The 16,565-nt window shown below is 60.2% G+C and carries 15 protein-coding genes; 13 read left to right on the forward strand and 2 right to left on the reverse strand.

What is annotated here, in order from left to right:
- Positions 1-101: 101 nt before the first annotated feature.
- Positions 102-254, reverse strand: coding sequence for a pyrroloquinoline quinone precursor peptide PqqA (gene pqqA, locus ACVIW0_RS04845; RefSeq protein ID WP_461351299.1), 153 nt, complete (start codon positions 252-254; stop codon positions 102-104).
- Positions 255-490: 236 nt separating this feature from the next.
- Between pqqA and ACVIW0_RS04850 the strand changes: the two genes are divergently transcribed.
- On the forward strand, positions 491-6,811 hold the full coding sequence (locus tag ACVIW0_RS04850; protein WP_461351300.1) for an AAA family ATPase: 6,321 nt from the start codon (positions 491-493) through the stop codon (positions 6,809-6,811).
- Here ACVIW0_RS04850 and ACVIW0_RS04855 read toward each other — a convergent pair.
- Positions 6,777-7,184 carry a response regulator transcription factor gene (locus ACVIW0_RS04855; protein ID WP_461351301.1) on the reverse strand — a complete coding sequence of 136 codons (408 nt, stop codon included), beginning with the start codon at positions 7,182-7,184 and terminating at the stop codon, positions 6,777-6,779. The genes ACVIW0_RS04850 and ACVIW0_RS04855 overlap by 35 nt on opposite strands.
- Positions 7,185-7,757: 573 nt before the next feature.
- On the opposite strand from ACVIW0_RS04855, the gene ACVIW0_RS04860 reads away from it, so the two are divergent.
- The 12 genes from ACVIW0_RS04860 to ACVIW0_RS04915 all read left to right on the forward strand — a co-directional run bounded on the left by ACVIW0_RS04860 (position 7,758) and on the right by ACVIW0_RS04915 (position 16,562).
- Positions 7,758-7,973 (forward strand): hypothetical protein, encoded by a 216-nt coding sequence (locus ACVIW0_RS04860; protein WP_461351302.1) that lies wholly within the window; start codon positions 7,758-7,760, stop codon positions 7,971-7,973.
- Positions 7,974-8,207: 234 nt separating this feature from the next.
- On the forward strand, positions 8,208-8,843 hold the full coding sequence (locus ACVIW0_RS04865; RefSeq protein ID WP_461357243.1) for a response regulator transcription factor: 636 nt from the start codon (positions 8,208-8,210) through the stop codon (positions 8,841-8,843).
- A gap of 561 nt (positions 8,844-9,404) precedes the next feature.
- A complete protein-coding gene (locus ACVIW0_RS04870) occupies positions 9,405-9,866 on the forward strand; it encodes a winged helix-turn-helix domain-containing protein (RefSeq protein ID WP_461351303.1) in 462 nt (153 codons plus the stop codon).
- Between the two features lie 33 nt (positions 9,867-9,899).
- A complete protein-coding gene (locus tag ACVIW0_RS04875) occupies positions 9,900-11,555 on the forward strand; it encodes an FUSC family protein (protein ID WP_461351304.1) in 1,656 nt (551 codons plus the stop codon).
- Positions 11,555-11,758, forward strand: coding sequence for a DUF1656 domain-containing protein (locus tag ACVIW0_RS04880; protein WP_461351305.1), 204 nt, complete (start codon positions 11,555-11,557; stop codon positions 11,756-11,758). The genes ACVIW0_RS04875 and ACVIW0_RS04880 overlap by 1 nt, the downstream gene beginning before the upstream one ends.
- An 11-nt stretch (positions 11,759-11,769) precedes the next feature.
- On the forward strand, positions 11,770-12,939 hold the full coding sequence (locus ACVIW0_RS04885; RefSeq protein WP_461351306.1) for an efflux RND transporter periplasmic adaptor subunit: 1,170 nt from the start codon (positions 11,770-11,772) through the stop codon (positions 12,937-12,939).
- Between the two features lie 216 nt (positions 12,940-13,155).
- Complete coding sequence (locus tag ACVIW0_RS04890) at positions 13,156-13,479, forward strand: hypothetical protein (RefSeq protein WP_461351307.1); 324 nt, start codon at positions 13,156-13,158, stop codon at positions 13,477-13,479.
- Between the two features lie 185 nt (positions 13,480-13,664).
- Positions 13,665-13,898 (forward strand): DUF6894 family protein, encoded by a 234-nt coding sequence (locus ACVIW0_RS04895; RefSeq protein ID WP_057020995.1) that lies wholly within the window; start codon positions 13,665-13,667, stop codon positions 13,896-13,898.
- A 7-nt stretch (positions 13,899-13,905) separates the two neighbouring features.
- A complete protein-coding gene (gene clpX / locus ACVIW0_RS04900; RefSeq protein ID WP_461351308.1) occupies positions 13,906-15,183 on the forward strand; it encodes an ATP-dependent Clp protease ATP-binding subunit ClpX in 1,278 nt (425 codons plus the stop codon).
- Positions 15,184-15,185: 2 nt separating this feature from the next.
- Complete coding sequence (locus ACVIW0_RS04905) at positions 15,186-15,359, forward strand: hypothetical protein (RefSeq protein WP_461351309.1); 174 nt, start codon at positions 15,186-15,188, stop codon at positions 15,357-15,359.
- Complete coding sequence (locus ACVIW0_RS04910; RefSeq protein ID WP_057020993.1) at positions 15,356-15,565, forward strand: hypothetical protein; 210 nt, start codon at positions 15,356-15,358, stop codon at positions 15,563-15,565. The genes ACVIW0_RS04905 and ACVIW0_RS04910 overlap by 4 nt, the downstream gene beginning before the upstream one ends.
- Positions 15,566-16,046: 481 nt before the next feature.
- Positions 16,047-16,562, forward strand: coding sequence for a flavin reductase family protein (locus tag ACVIW0_RS04915; RefSeq protein WP_461351310.1), 516 nt, complete (start codon positions 16,047-16,049; stop codon positions 16,560-16,562).
- Positions 16,563-16,565: the final 3 nt, after the last annotated feature.

The raw sequence follows: 16,565 nt of genomic DNA on the forward strand, positions 1-16,565 counted from the left end.
GACATGTGGTTCTCCTTTTTCCAGTGTTTCGGGACTCCGCCGAGTCGCCGAGGCGACCCGGCGTTGATGCGCCGTGAGAGCTCGGCGATTGATCGCCGGTGCTAACTGAGCTCGGCGCGGGCGTAGGAGTTGATTTCGAGGCCGACCGCGATCTCGGCGACGCGCGGGCTGGTCCACTTCTTTGCGGGGGCCACCCGCTCCGATGCAGGAAGTTGCTTCGTCAGTGACGGGTTGAGGCCAAGGGTGGTGGTCATGCGGATCTCCATTGTTTCGCAATGCGTGATTTGACGCGCATGTGTCGCCGTCGCGAGTAAAGCCTGCCAAATCGCGGCAAATTGCTGCTAAGGAGCCAGCGGATTCGACGTATTTGGATCAGGTGGCATCAAGTGACGGCTGGCATTTCTCAGCCGATCGGGTACGATTTTCGCGGGGCCAGAGACCGGCCGCGCGCATGGTGTAAAGCTCGATTGGCCGAACGCCGGAGGCTCACATGGTGCCGCATTCGCTGAATGTCGCGTATTCGGACGGTGACGCTCAGGTTTTGTGGAGGGACAGCGAACGCGTCTTTCACCGCGGTTGGCGAATGGATGAAGACGGCAAGCGCCACGGCGTGTTGTTCGTCGCTCCCGCCACCGAGCATCCGTCCCGCTCTTGCCTCGATCGTCTCACGCACGAATACGAACTAAGAGATGAACTCGAGGCCGCGTGGGCAGTGCGTCCGCTGGAGCTCGTGCGCGAGGCCAATCGAATTAAGCTGGTGCTCGACGATGCGAGCGGCGAGCCGCTCGAGACGTTGCTCGGCGTGCCCATGAATGTAGGGCGCTTCTTGCGCTTCGGCATCGCCATCTCATCGGCTCTGGGCAAGCTTCACCAACGTGGGCTCGTCCATAAAGACATCAAGCCGGCCAACATCCTGTTCAACGAGGCGACTGGCCAGGTGCGGCTGACCGGGTTCGGCATCGCCTCGCGCTTCGCACGCGAACGTCAATCGCCTCATCCTCCCGAGACGATCGCCGGCACGCTCGCTTACATGGCGCCCGAACAGACCGGTCGAATGAATCGGTCGATCGATTCCCGCAGTGACCTCTATGCGCTTGGCGTCACCTTCTACCAAATGCTCACCGGTGGACTTCCGTTTGCCGCTGCGGAGCCGATGGACTGGGTGCATTGCCATCTCGCCAAGCTACCGGTGCCGCCTGCTGAGCGGCTGAAAGAGATTCCGGTCGCTGTCTCAGCCATCGTCATGAAGCTGCTCGCGAAGCGGGCGGAAGATCGCTATCAAACGACGGCCGGCCTGGAAAGCGACCTTCGCAACTGCCAGACCGAGTGGGCAGCGCAGCGCCAGATCGATGATTTTCCCCTCGGCGAGCACGACACGTCCGACCGCCTCCTGATTCCAGAGAAACTCTACGGGCGGCGACGCGAGGTCGACATTTTGCTCGCTGCCTTCGATCGGGTCGTCAACGGCGGCGCTCCCGAACTGGTCCTGGTCTCGGGCTATTCCGGCATTGGTAAATCCTCTGTGGTCAACGAGTTGCAGCCCGTGCTGGTGCCGCCGCGCGGCCTGTTCGCTTCCGGCAAGTTCGATCAGTACAAACGGGACATTCCCTACGCGACGTTGATCCAGGCCCTTCAGAGCCTGACCCGGCCGCTGCTGGGCAAGAGTGAAGAGGACCTTGCGCCTTGGCGCGATGCATTAAGGGAGACGCTGGGACCGAACGCGGGACTGATGCTGGATCTCGTTCCTGAACTGAAGCTCCTCATCGGAGAGCCCCCGCCGGTGCCCGAGCTTCCGCCGCAGGACACGCAACGGCGCTTCCAGCGTGTGCTTCGGCAGTTTATAGGCGTTTTCGCTCGGCCGGAACATCCCCTGGCGCTCTTCCTCGATGACTTGCAGTGGCTCGACGCGGCAACGCTCGACTTGCTCGAACACCTGGTGACCCGGTCCGACCTCCACAATCTTCTCCTTATCGGCGCCTACCGCGATAATGAAGTCACTGCGGCGCATCCGCTGATGCGCAAGCTGGAGGAGATCCGGAAAGCCGGAGCACCCGTTCAACAGATCGTGCTTGCGCCGCTCGCACGTGACGATCTGGCAGAGCTGATCGTCGATTGTTTTCGCCGCGGAGCGGAAGATGCCGCAGCATTGGCGGAATTGATCCATCACAAGACGGCAGGCAATCCATTTTTTGCCATTCAATTCATCTCTTCGCTTGTCGACGAGGATCTGCTGACATTCAACTATGACGAGCGCGCGTGGTCCTGGGACATCAACAGCATCCGCGCGAAGGGCCACACTGACAATGTGGTCGACCTAATGGTTGACAAATTGGCGCGGCTTCCCGTCGAAACGCAGCAAGCGTTGCAGCTGCTGGCGTGCATCGGCAACACCGCGGAGTTCGATCTCCTCGGCATGGTTTCCCGGCTGTCGCAAGAAGAGATGCATGAGCGGCTATGGGAATCGGTCCGTGCCGGGCTCGTTTTCCGTACCGAACGGTCCTACCGCTTTCTTCATGACCGGGTCCAGGAGGCTGTCTACTCGCTCATTCCCGTGGATCTACGCCCCGAGATGCATCTGCGGATCGGCTGGCTGCTCGCGGCAGACACATCTAAGCGAGCGGAGGCGATTTTCGAGATCGTCAATCAGCTCGACCGCGGCGCCGCACTGATCGTTTCGCGAGACGAGCGTGAGCAACTCGCCGAGCTTAACCTGCGCGCAGGGCAGCGCGCCAGGTCGTCCACCGCCTATGCCTCGGCGCTCAAATATAGCACCGCGGGCGTGGCGCTGCTGACGAACGACTGCTGGGAGCGCCAGCACGAGCTCATTCTCGCACTGGAGCTGCTCCGAGCGGAATGCGAATTTCTGACCGGCGAGTTGAACGCAGCGAATGAGCGTCTCGCCGTGCTTGCAACGCGTGCCGCCAACTCCGTCGAACGTGCGACCGTCGCGTGCTTACGCATGGACGTGCATACGATGTTCGGCAGGAACAGCGACGCGGTCGCCGTGGCTCTGGAGTATTTCCGCCAGCTGGGCATCGAATGGTCGGCACATCCAACGAAAGAGGAGACCCTGCGCGAGTATGACCTGATGTGGTCGCAGCTCGGCGAGCGCTCGATCGAGGATCTGATCAAACTGCCGCTGGTGAGCGATCCTTCATCCCGCGCTACCTTCGATGTTTTGGTAAGGCTAGGGGCCCCCGCGCGATTCACGGATATAAATCTCTATTCATTGGCGGCCTGCCGCGGCGTCAATCTAAGTATCGAGCATGGGAACTGCGACGCTTCTTGCGTCGCCTATATTCGAGTTGGCATGCTCGCCGGCCCTTCGTTTGGCGATTACGAGGCGGGGTATCGCTTAGCCCAGCTTGGCTATGAACTGTGCGAAGGTTACGAATTAACGCGCTTCCAGGCCACGACCTATCAGATCTTCGGCCTGGTCGCACCCTGGACGAAACATGTGAAGTCCGGACGCGATCTGCTGCGTCGCGCGGTGACGTCGGCCGATCAAATCGGCGATCTCACTATCGGGGCATACAGCCGGAGCCAGTTGGTCAGCCACATGCTGGCGGCTGGAGATCCGCTCATTGAGGTGCAGCGAGCGGTCGAGGGTGGTCACGCGTTTATGCAGAGGACGCGGATGGGATGGGGGATTGATGTTATCGCTTCCCAGCTTGCGCTGGTCAAAATGTTACGCGGGTTGACGCGAGCATTCGGTTCAATGGACTGCGACGAATTCGACGAAGATCAAGTAGCGCAGCGGTTATTCAGCAATCCGAATCTTGCGCTTGCCACGTGCTGGTATTGTATTCAGAAGCTGCAGGCGAGTTTTTTTGCGGGAGACTACGCCGCGGCCGTTGACGCACTGTCCAGGGTACAACCGCTGGTGTGGACCGCCACTTCGTACTGGGAAGGCGCGGAATATCAGTTCTACGCGGCGCTCTCCCGCGCCGCATTTTGCGACACCGCTCCTGCCGAGGAGCGGCAGCCGCATCTCGATGCACTGACTGCTCATCACCGGCAGCTCCGCGCATGGGAGGCGAATTGCCCGGAAAATTTCGAGAACCGCGCCGCGCTGGTGGGCGCCGAGATTGCCAGGATCGAAGACCGCACGCTCGATGCCGAGCAATTGTATGAACAGGCTATCCGCTCGGCGCGAACCAATGGATTTGTCCACAATGAGGCGATCGCCTATGAACTGGCCGGGCGCTTTTACTTGGCGCGCGGCTTCGAGGAAGTCGCGCATCTGTACCTGGGAAACGCGCGGCGGAGTTATCTGCGATGGGGTGCCGACGGAAAGGTGCGGCAACTCGATCAGCTCCATCCGCGGCTGAGGCAGGACGGACGCGCGCCGGGGCCAGCGGGCACGATCGAAGCGCCGGTCGAACATCTCGATCTCGCGACAATGATTGAAGCCTCGCAGGCACTCTCCGGCGAGATGGTTCTCGAAAAGCTTATCGACAGGCTGTTGCGAGCGGCCATCGGGCACGCCGGCGCCGAGCGAGGTCTCTTGATCGTTCCGCAAGGAGATGTGCTGCAGATAGAAGCGGAAGCAATCGCTGGTGGAGACAATGTAATCGTGCGTCTGCGGGACGGATCCTACAGCACAGCCGCGTTACCGGAGTCGTTGGTGCGTTATGGAACGCGCACCCATGAGACTGTGATTCTCGACGATGCGTCATCTCAGAATGAATTTTCTGCCGATCGCTATATTCTTCAGAGTCGCGTCCGTTCTATTCTCTGCTTGCCGCTGATCAATCAGGGAAAGCTCACAGCGATACTCTACCTTGAGAACAGTCTAACGCCGAACGTTTTCACGCCAAACCGTGTTGCTCTATTGAAGGTACTGGCGTCGCAGGCGGCAATCTCGCTCGAAAACGCGCGGCTCTACCATGATCTTGCGAATCGCGAACAGAAGATTCGGAGTCTTGTCGACTCCAACATCATCGGGATAATCATTGTTGACCGTGAACGTCGAATTCTTGAAGCCAATGACGCATTTCTACGTATGCTGGGATATGATCGTGTAGACTTGGCCTTGGGCAGAGCGAGCTTGACCGAGCTGACCCCGCCGGAATGGCGCGAAGTCGATAAACGTCGCTGGGCAGAATTGATCTCGACCGGGCTCGCTCAGCCCTTCGAGAAAGAATATTTCCGGAAAGATGGCAGCCGCGTTCCCGTGCTTGTTGGTGCTGCCACGATGCTCAAGGAAGGAGGCAACGAGGGCGTTGCGTTCGTGCTCGATCTGACCGAGCGCAAGCGGGCGGAGGAGGCGCTGCGACGCAGCGAAGCCTATTTGGCTGAAGCCCAACGCTTGAGTCATACCAGCAGCTGGGCCTTGGACGTGCGCCGTCGTGAGTTCGTGTATTTATCGTCCGAAGTATACCGCCTTTTCGGGTTCGATCCGAAGAAGGACATAGGATCACCCCAGCCCTTCTATGATCGCATTCTTCCCGACGACAGAGAGCGGGTCATCGAAATGGCGCAGCAGGCGGTTCAAGAGAAAGCAGGCCGCGAGGTCGATTTTCGCATTGCACTTCCGGACGGATCGATCAAGTACGTACATTCCGTGGGGCATCCCTTGCTCGGAACGGACGGCGAGGTAGTCGAAGTGGTTAGTACGCATGTCGATGTTACCGAGCAGCACCTCGCAAACGAGGCGCTGCAAAAGGCCTTCGACGAAATCAAGAAGTCAGAAGATCGCCTTCGACTGGTCGTCGACACAATTCCAGCATTGGTCTGGCGCGCCAGCCCGGACGGGATTCCCGATTTCCTCAATCAACCGGCCCTCGACTACACCGGCCTCAAATTGGACCAGGCCGAAACCGGCTGGCCTCGCGCCTTTCATCCGGAAGACAAGAAGGGCATGTTGCAGAAATGGACTGCAATACGGGAATCTGGCATGCCCGGCGAGCTTGAAGCCCGACTTCGCCGCTTCGATGGTGAATATCGCCGGTTTTTGTTCCGCGGCGTGCCGCTGAGGGATGAGTTGGGTAACATTGTCAAATGGTACGGGTCGTCTACTGACATCGAGGATCGGACACAAGCGCTGGCGCGGTTGCAGCAGATGCAGTCGGATCTCGCGCACATGAACCGCGTGAGCGTGATGGGAGAACTGGCGGCTTCGCTCTCTCACGAGATCGCACAACCGATCGCCAGCGCTCGCAACAACGCTCGGGCGGCCCAGAATTTCCTGAAGATGCAGCCGCCGGACCTGGGCGAGGTCCAGGAAGCCCTCTCCTGTGTGGTTGCGGATGCGGATCGATCCGCGGAGATCATCGATCGCATCCGAGAGCAAATCAAGAAAGCCCCGCCGCGAAAGGAGCGGTTCGATCTCAACGCCGCGATTAGGGAGGTGATCACATTGGGGCAAAGCGTGACTGTCAGGAATGGCGTTTCGGTCCAGGCTCGGCTTGCGGAGGGATTGGCTCCGGTTCTGGGGGATCGAATTCAGCTGCAACAAGTCATGCTGAATCTGATTCTGAATGCGGCTGAAGCAATGAGCTCAGTTGAAGCGGGAGCAAGAGAGCTGTTGATCAGCACCGAGCAGGACCGAGCAGGCGCCCTTGTGGGCGTACGCGATTCCGGGCCTGGCATTGATCCGGCGCATCTCGATCGGGTCTTCGATGCCTTCTATACCACCAAATCCAGTGGAACGGGCATGGGGTTGTCGATCTGCCGGTCCATCATCCACGCGCACGGAGGCAAGTTGTGGGTCGAAGCTAACGAGCCTCGCGGCGCTGTATTTCAGTTCATCTTGCCCGATGCCGAAGGAGAGCTCACGGCTTCTCTTCAGGCGAGCCGGCGAGTGTGAGAGCTTCGCGAACGCATCGTGTGAGATGCTCTTCGTCCAACGGCTTGCGCAGGTAGCACATGGCGCCATCTTCTAGCGCGCGAGCCCGGTCAACGTCATTGGGAAACGCCGTCACGAGGATAGTCGGAATCGCGCGTCCCATATCGATGAGCCGGCGGCGGAGCTCGAGCCCGGTCATGGCAGGCATATGGATGTCGGCGATCAGGCAAGCTGTTTCGGCAAGGCGAGGGGAGGCGAGAAATTCGGCTGCCGACGAGAAAACGTCGACTGTATGGCCTAGCGATCTCATGAGCCTGCACATGGACTCACGAAAGAATCGATCATCATCGACGACCGAAACCAATACCTTTTTCATCATTCCGCCTTTGGCCATTCGCGGGACCCATCCTGCGGGCAGCCTAACATTGCCGCAACCCCGCGTGGGATTGCTTGACTTGCGTCAAGAATGACACCAATGCGACGCTGGCGCCCCATAAACTTTGGCTTATCTCGACAACCAATTGCCAAGCCCGGCAGTCGTAGCTTCTCATGGAAATTGCCCCTGAACGGACTTGGTCGCCGGGGTCATGCGCGCCGATCTCAGGTCATGGCGGAGCCTTATAAGCCTTCGTATCGCCGTCCTGCTCCCCTTGGAGGGCCCATATCGACTCGCGGTCAATTGAGGCGTCGGTGACGATCCTCCTAATGTGCATACGTCCGGAATGCGCAGGGGCCAAGAGGAGAGAACAATGTCTTACCGCATGGAAACTCACGGGTCTCGCAGGGTCACACGATGCGCCGTCTGTGATGGCAAGTTCGGTCTCGTCCGACATTATTCGTGGCGAACCCAGCTTTGCTCCCGGAACTGTGTCGATCGCCTCAAGAGCCGTCGCCAAAGTGACGGAAACTGGATGGGCTGGCTCCGAGTCACCTCCGACCAGTCGCTCGAAAGCCGTGTGAGGGCCTCATGACGCTCCAGATCTCAGCCCGAGGCAGGCAGTATTTGAAAACGGCGGAGACTTTGCTTCGCACCGCCAAAACCATGACTGATCGAGCGGTTGCGGGTCAGCTCAAGGCGCTTGCCGACGACTATGAGCGGCGAGCCGCGAAGGCTTCGCGCGATGATGCAGACAAAGCGTCGGCTCGATTGGCCAATGATGTTGCACGCGCGTGGAGCGCATGAGTTGATGGGTCAGTGTTGCTCATCAGCTATCGGACGAACCGTAGATGGCCGGGCAGGCCGACCAGCGTTGGGCGAGGCCAGCTGCGTCGGTCCTGCGTAAACTTTGGTGTATGCCCCGCGCGCATCCTCTGGAAAAATGGGACTGTTCAGGCTCCGGGATTAGGACTAGAAATGCGCAATCTGGTCGCGGTCCAAGATGAAGGCGAAAGTCTCGCGGCCTCCCGAGCAGCAGCGATGCGTGGCGCAGATTCCACCGTATTGGTCATCGACGACGATCCGGACCTCCGCGCGTCGGTCGGGCGGCTGTTGCGATCGCTCGGCATCGACGTTCAGCTATTTGCCTCCATTCCCGACTTCCTGAAGTCCAATCGACCGGATGGGCCCACCTGTCTGGTGCTCGACATCAGAATGCCGGGCCAAAGCGGCCTCGATCTTCAGCGAGAGCTCGCTGCGTCAAATCGGGATATCCCGATCATCTTCGTTACGGGGCACGGCGACATACCGATGTCCGTGCAGGCCATGAAACGGGGGGCCATCGAGTTCCTGACCAAGCCGTACCGCGACCAGGATCTCCTCGATGCCATTCAACTCGGGCTTTCTCGCGATCGTGAACGGCGTGAAAGTGAGAAGGATCTGGTTGCCTTGAGGGAGCGTTTCGCTTCATTGAGTCCCAGGGAACGCGAAATCGTGATTCAAGTCGCGCGAGGCCGCCTGAGCAAACAGATCGCCCACGATATCGGCATCGCCGAAGCCACCGTGAAGGTGCATCGGAGCAGGGCGATGCAGAAGATGCAGGCCGGTTCTCTTCCCGAGCTCGGCCGGATGGCCGACAAGCTCAAGCTGGTGCCCGACACGACGCAGCGCGCTTGAGTGGTCACTTTGCTGCGTGCCATTCGCACGCGCGGATCCGCAGTCGCTTATCTCCAGGCAACCAACAGAAAAGGCCGACGGGCGTTACGCCGCCGACCTCTTCTTGCAACTGCCGGCTCGTGGGTCCGGTTCCGCTGCGATTCCGGCGTGGGTGCCGGAGCAATAAAGAGCGGCCCACTATGCATTGGTGATCCGCATCGGATGGATCGTTACAGCAGAGCGATGCCCCGCACCATTGCACGCGGGTATGGCGCGACTGTACCGAGGGCAGTTCGCGCTAGTGATCTAGACACAGCCAGTTATACGTTGGTTTATCGATCACGAAGTGCCATGCAGGGCGCGTGCTAAGCCTCGGGTTTTCGCGTGTCTTGATCGTGCCACAGCACTCGTCATCGATGGCCTGCTCCCTCGCGCAGCCTGTAAATCTAGGTTTAGCTAATGCAACCAAATCTGTCATTGCGCGCGACCAGCGTGGAATAGCTCGCGGCTCTCCAAATCATCAGATTGCGGGCCACTGGCACCTTTGCGGGGATTAGCCCTGCAAAAGCACGCGAGGTCACGATGCGATCGATTTCAGCTTTCGGCCGCCTGGAGCAATTTCATCCTGAACCGAGGCTCGACGCCGGGCACACGGTTCAGGGACCGGTTCCGAACAGACCATTCGTCCCGCAGCGAGTCGGATCGGCCGGAGTCACCTCAGCGGACGTTTCTTTCGGACCGTTCCGGCTGCATCCGACCCAGCTTCTTCTCCTGGAAGGCGATAAGCCCGTCTGCCTCGGAAGTCGCGCCCTGGAGATCCTGATCGCCTTGCTCGAGCGCCGCGGTGAACTGGTCAGCAAGCAGGACTTGATGGCGCGGGTCTGGCCCAATGTCTTTGTCGAGCCAGCGAACCTCACGGTCCATATGTCCGCGCTGCGTCGTGCGCTGCGTGATGGCCGCGATGGGCACCGGTTCATCGTCAACATTCCCGGACGTGGCTACTGCTTCGTCGGCAGGGTCGACGTGCTGGAACACGAGAGCTGAGCGCGACTGGTGAAGCATTGTAGAGATCAAACCGTGGTCGCGACGACAACAGAACAGCCGCTCACCATAGCGAAGATACCTGTCGGCTCTTGGAGCTTCGCCATCCGTGTTTGGCTGGCCTCGATCCTGGCGCTGTTCGTGAGCTTTTGGCTACAGCTTGAATCGCCGACGACGGCCGCCCTTACGGTTGCCATTCTCGCCGAACCAACCCGCGGTCAGGCGTTGGACAAGGCGGGTTGGCGTCTGCTCGCCACTGTCGTGGGCGTGACAGCGTCAATCGCAATCACCGGTCTCTTCTCGCAGGCGAGGGATCTGATCCTCGCTGCGTTTGCGGTCTGGCTTGGTGTCTGCGTCTTCGCGGCAAAGCTCCTGGATGGCTATCGGGCTTATGCGGCGGTGCTGTCCGGCTATACAGTCGCATTTATTGCGACACAGCAGCTCGACAACCCGCAGCACGTCTTCGAATCCGGTATGGCGCGTGGCGCCGCGATCGCGATCGGCGTTCTCTCGATCGCAGTGGTGAATACATTCACGTTTGCGCCCGATCGCCGGTCGCATCTGGTCACCCAGCTCGCGGCGATCCATCGCCGCGTTCGCCACTATGCCAGCGCTGCGCTCCGTGGCGAACCAGGCGACTCGACGACATTCCTGATGCTGCTGCGGGAGATTGTGGCGCTGCGGCCGGAAATCGCGAGCGTAGCTCCGGAGTCGAGCGGCGGGTCGATAGGGAGTGCGGCTGCCCGCAGCACCGCGGTCTCGCTCATCGCCGAATTGCAGGCTGCTCGGAGCCTGAGCAGCGGTCGTGCCCGCGGCGGTGACGCTGAAACCGAAATCCTGGCACGGAGTGAGGTACTTCTACGGGACGAACAAGTCTCACAAGACCTGCTCGCCTTGGGTTCGGTGACGTGGCCGCGGCGATTGTGGCGCGCACCCCTGTATCGCTCCTATCGAATTGCAGCCGAGAGCGCCGTCCGCGCCGCTCTATGGCTCGCCATCACCTCGGCGTTCTACGTGTGGGCCGCGTGGCCTGCCGCGAGCGTTTCGCTGTCGTTCGTGGCACTGATGGTCGGATTGGGGGCCACAACTCCGAAACCACGCGGGTTCACGGCGATCGTGCTTGTTGCTGCGCCCATCGCAATTGTGCTGACCGGCATACTCGAGTTCTTCATCCTCAATGGCGCCGATGACTTTCCTCTGCTGGCCATCTGTCTTGCCCCCTTTGTGATCGGCCCGGCGCTCCTCATCGCCTCCGGCAATCTTCTATGGTCCTCACTCGGTCGCACCATTCTACCCTTCACCATGCTCCTCCTGGCGCCGAGTAATCCGCAGACCTACAATCCGCAAGCCTTCCTCTTTACGTCCGTGTTTATTGTCGCGGCGGCCGCGTTGCTGCTTGCAACGCAAATACTGATTCCTCCCTTATCCGATGACAAACGAAAGATGCAGCTTCTGGCGGAAGCCCGCAGCGAGCTGCATGAGCCGTCTTTCAAAAATGGGGAAGCGCCGGAAGAGGTAATGTTCCGGGATGCCTCACGGCTTGGGCAGTTTCTTTCCGCCGGCGGCGCAGAGGACAGTGAGGCGCTCGCCGAAATGGTCTCTTGTTTCGACCAATTAGCAATAATCCCGTGCGGTGGTTCGAAGCGGAATGGGCGTCGCGACCAAAATCTCAATTTATCAGAGGTAACCTGATGGCACAGACCTTTGCAGAGCTGGTAATCGGAGGCGTCCTGTTCGCTCCGTTTGTAATTTACCTCGCGGTAGCTCTGATCATGATCCTCGCGCTTCGGCCCCTCCTGCATGCCGTCGGCTTTGCGAAGATGTTCAGCCACGCTGCGGTCGCCGAGATGAGCCTGTTTGTGACGGTTCTCGGCCTGTTGATTCTGTTGGTCTAGAGGAGGGCGCCATGGATGCGGTCGTTCATGATGTGACTGTTCGTGAGATACCGGCAAATGCCGCTTTGCCGAGTGCAGCCGAGGAATCGGTTCGTCGAGTGAGCCTGGTCGACCAACCGGCGCTGAGGGTGTCGGACGGTCACACCGATGATGAGCCGACCGCACCGGCTCCAGTGAAATCGACGCCGCCACTCCGAAACGATGGCGCGCGAGCCGGGCGGCTGCGCAAGCTGGCAACCGTCGGAATCGCCGCCACTGCGGTGCTGGCTGCGCTCGTGTCCTGGGACCAGTATAACGCCGGACCGTGGACGCGCGATGGGCGGCTGCGCGTGCAGGTGGCGAGTGTTGCGCCGGAGATCTCCGGGAGAATCAAGCAGCTGCGAGTCGTCGACAACCAATTTGTTCATAAGGGTGACGTTCTGTACGTCGTCGACTCCTTTGATTTCGAGGTGGCGCTGCGCACGAACAAGGCGGCCCTCCAGCAGAAGACGGCGGATCTGAGCGTGAAGGCATTGCAGTCCGAGCGGCGGAGCCGCCTGTCTGATTTGGCTGCGTCCACCGAGCAGAAGCAGGTCTATGAGGGAAACGCGCTCCAGGCAAAGGCGGCTGTCGAATCGGCCGAGCAGCAGGTTGCGCAGGCGGAGATCAACCTGCAGCGTACCGAAGTGCGCAGTCCGGTGAATGGGATCGTCACCAATCTCCTGCTCCGGGAGGGTGACTACGCTCATCTTGGTGTCGCAAACGTCTCCATCATCGACACGGACAGCTATTGGGTCGACGGCTATTTCGAGGAAACCAAGCTGGCGCGGCTGTGCGTGGGTGACCGTGCCGAGGCCAAGCTGATGGGCTATTCGGCGCCGATTACAGGCCATATCGCAACGGTGACGCGTGGGGTCAGCGTCTCCAACGCAGCCGCTGCCACGCAGGGCTTGCCCAATGTCGATCCGGTCTACACCTGGGTACGCCTGGCACAGCGGGTACCGGTCCGGATCGCAATTGATCACGTCCCGACCGGCGTGCCGCTGGTGTCGGGTCTGACAGCAACCGTGACGATTCGGGACGGCACGGATGGCGAAGGCGCAACGCTCTTGCAAAGAGCCCGCGCCAAACTCGAAACGAGCTTTTTCGGATTGATCGGTAGAGCCTCGGCCCGGCCGGGCTGCATTCCAAACCCGGCGTGAGTCTACACGACAACTTCAACGCGGTCAGCGTGTTCGCTAGCGCGCAGGCTGACTGCGTCAACTCGTGTCACCTCGAACGAAGGTAGGCCGTTGCATCCATACAGCGTCGCTCGGTAAGCCAAGGTTCAGTTGATGCAACCACAGCCGTACCTGGAACGACCCGCGTGCAATGGAAGATCGCCTAAGGAACTGTAACTCTCCTCGTAACAATTCCCCTTGCGGAGTTCGGTCATGAGGAGATTAGCCGTTCTCATCGCTTCCGCCGCGATCATCGCATCTGCGGCCCCCTCGCTTGCGGCTGACTGTACCTCGAGCAAGGACGTCGATGCCTTTTGCAAGCGCCGGCCGACCGTGCAGAGCCAGCCGGCCAATCCCGAAGAGAAAGACAAGAGCTGTCGGACCTACGCCGCTTCATTCTACGAGTCGGTGATGTTGCGGCAAATGGCAGCCAACCGCGTCGATGGCGCGCGGGTCCTGGCCGCGCTCGATTCCGTGATCAACGCTTTCAACGACCTGTTGGCGACGAAGTGCGGCAGCTGAGCCTCAATATTCGTGGCCAATGGCAACTCAGGAGGTGCGCAGATGATCCTGTTTCCGCTCATGGCCACCTGGATGTGGTTCCAAATATTCGTGGCCTCGCCGCTGTCTACCTCGCGCTGCCTCTTTGAGGACACGAGCGACGCTTGCCTCTCGCTACTCCCCATTCGATCCAAAGGAGACTGAACGTGACCCAGGTCTACTTCCATTGCTCGAACACGAAGAAGGTGTTCGTCGATCGTCGCGGCGCCTTGGTGGATGATCTCGCTGAGGCGTGCGATCATGCGACCCGCATCGTGCGATCCTTGATCGACGAGCGCAGCCTCGAGGATTGGCGTGACTGGGCCTTGCATGTCAGCGACGAGCAGGGCGGTGAACTGTTTGTTGTTCCCTTCACTTTCGTGCTCGGCAAGTCGCATTGAGGTCGCTATGGCAGTTCATTCACTTACGCAAAATGCGCTGTACTGCTCCTTCTGCGGCAAGAGCCAGCACGAGGTCCGCAAGGTCATCGCAGGGCCGACGGCGTTCATCTGCGACGAATGCGTCGAACTCTGCGTGGACATGATCCGCGAGGAGAACAGGTCCTCGCCGGTAGAGTCGCCTGACGGCGTTCCGACCCCGAAGGATATCTGCAAGGTCCTCGACGACTATGTGATCGGTCAGAGCCACGCGAAGAAGGTCCTCTCGGTCGCTGTCCACAATCACTACAAGCGGCTCAACCACCAGACCAAGCACAACGACGTCGAACTCGCGAAATCGAACATCCTGCTGATCGGGCCGACAGGTGCGGGCAAGACGCTGCTCGCGCAGACGCTCGCCCGCATCCTCGACGTGCCCTTCACGATGGCGGATGCCACCACGCTGACCGAGGCGGGCTATGTCGGCGAGGACGTCGAGAGCATTATCCTGAAGCTGTTGCAGGCCGCCGACTACGACGTTGAGCGTGCCCAGCGCGGCATCGTCTATATCGACGAAATCGACAAGATCAGCCGTAAGTCCGAGAATCCGTCGATCACTCGCGACGTATCAGGCGAGGGCGTGCAGCAGGCGCTCCTCAAGATCATCGAAGGCACGGTCGCTTCAGTTCCGCCGAAGGGCGGCCGCAAGCATCCGGAGCAGGAGCTTCTGCAGGTCGACACCACCAACATCTTGTTCATCTGCGGCGGCGCCTTCGCAGGTCTGGAAAAGATCATCTCGGCGCGCGGCCGGTCGACCTCGATCGGCTTCGGAGCCCAGGTACTCGCACCGGAAGACCGCCGCAGCGGTGAGATCTTCCGCCATGTGGAACCAGAGGACCTCTCGAAGTACGGGCTGATCCCCGAATTCGTCGGCCGCCTGCCGGTGGTCGCTACGCTCGAGGACCTGGACGAGACCTCGCTGAAGAAGATCCTCACCGATCCGAAGAACGCGCTGGTGAAACAATACCAGCGCCTGTTCAAGATGGAGAACATCGAACTGACCTTCGCAGACGAGGCACTTGGCGCGGTTGCGCGCAAAGCGATCGAACGCAGGACCGGCGCGCGCGGCCTGCGCTCGATCCTCGAAAGCATCCTGCTCGAGACCATGTTCGATCTGCCGGGCCTCGAAGGCGTCGAGCAAGTCGTGATCTCGCGCGAAGTGGCGGAGGGGACCGCGCATCCGCTCTACATCTACGCCGATCGGCCCGATCGTGCGGTGGCAGGCGGCGCGCAATTCAGAAGAGGTTGAAGATGGAAGAATTCTTTCGATTTATCCAAGCGTCTGGGCGCGAACGAAGCCGCCTGATTCATGAACCTTGCGTGATTAGCGACAGCGTCATCCCGTCGGCTCCCGTCAGCAAGCAGGACAAGAAGCCGCCGATGGGTCAAGCAATCAGCAACATCAATGCCGGAGTTGTCTCGTGATCAAGATCATTGCGGTGCTTTGCAGCCTGTCTTCTCCGGCGAATTGCCACGAGCAGATCGTCACCACGTCGGATTTCGCCAACGTCTCGGTGCAGTCATGCTTGATGGGCGCGCCGCAGCTTGCCGACTGGATGACGCAGCATCCGGCCGAGCGTCTCGCGGCATGGCGCTGCGTGATCGGCAAACAGGACGGCAGGGGAGCTTAAAGTAGAAATTGGGTCGCCAGCCGGTTCGGTGGTTCAGATCGAGCTGGATCTTAGTCCAGATTTCCGCAAGTCCTTTGTTGGTGGCTGACCCTAAGCGGGCGGCTGGAATTCCCCGAAAACTGAATCAACAGGCTTCCCGATCACCGCGCACCAGGTTGCGTGATGAACGCGGGGCATGTTGAGGAGGCTCCCTCCGTCCCCGCGCTGACGCTGGGTGGCATGCCTGCCTCGGCCAGTCAGATCCAGGTCTTGACGGTGCACAAGCAGCTTCTCGGCAGCAAGCCGCAAAGCTGACGGCTTATGTGTAACCAAGGAGCCAACGCGCGACCGTGATTCAATCTGATCCCATCGCGCTTTAGCTCCTACTGGATCGGCCACGCAAGCTGAGGATTGGAGAAGCTGTGGAATTCGATTTCGAAAGGATGGGCGCGCCCGAGCGCTACAAATTGCTGCTGGCGACAGTTTTGCCGCGGCCGATCGCATGGGTGACCACGGTGATGCTGCCGGGGCCATCAACGCCGCGCCGTTCTCATTCTTCAATGTCTTCGGCAGCGACCCCGCGACCGTCGGTATTGGCATTGGCAGCAAGGGACCGGCTGAGCCAAAGGACACGCGCGCCAATATTCGCAGCAACGAGCAGTTCGTCGTCAATCTGGTGCCGTTCGCACTGGCCGAGCAGATGCGCGTCACGTCAATTGCCTTTCCAAGAGGCGTCGAGGAGCTGAAAGAGGCGGAACTGTCGCGGGCCCCCTCGATACGGGTCGGCGTTCCCCGTATCGCGGATGCGCCGGTCTCGATGGAGTGCACCTTCATGCAGGAAATCGCGCTCGGCAGCTTCAGCCTGGTGCTCGGCAGGATCCTGATGGTGCATGTCAAGGACGAGGCTGTGACCAACGCGGCGCGCCAGCACGTCGATGCCGAAAAGCTTGACCTGATCGGTCGCATGGAAGGCGGCTGGTATACGCGCACGCGCGATCGTTTCGAAATTCGTTCTTGAAGA

The organism is Bradyrhizobium sp. USDA 4454 (assembly GCF_054822705.1).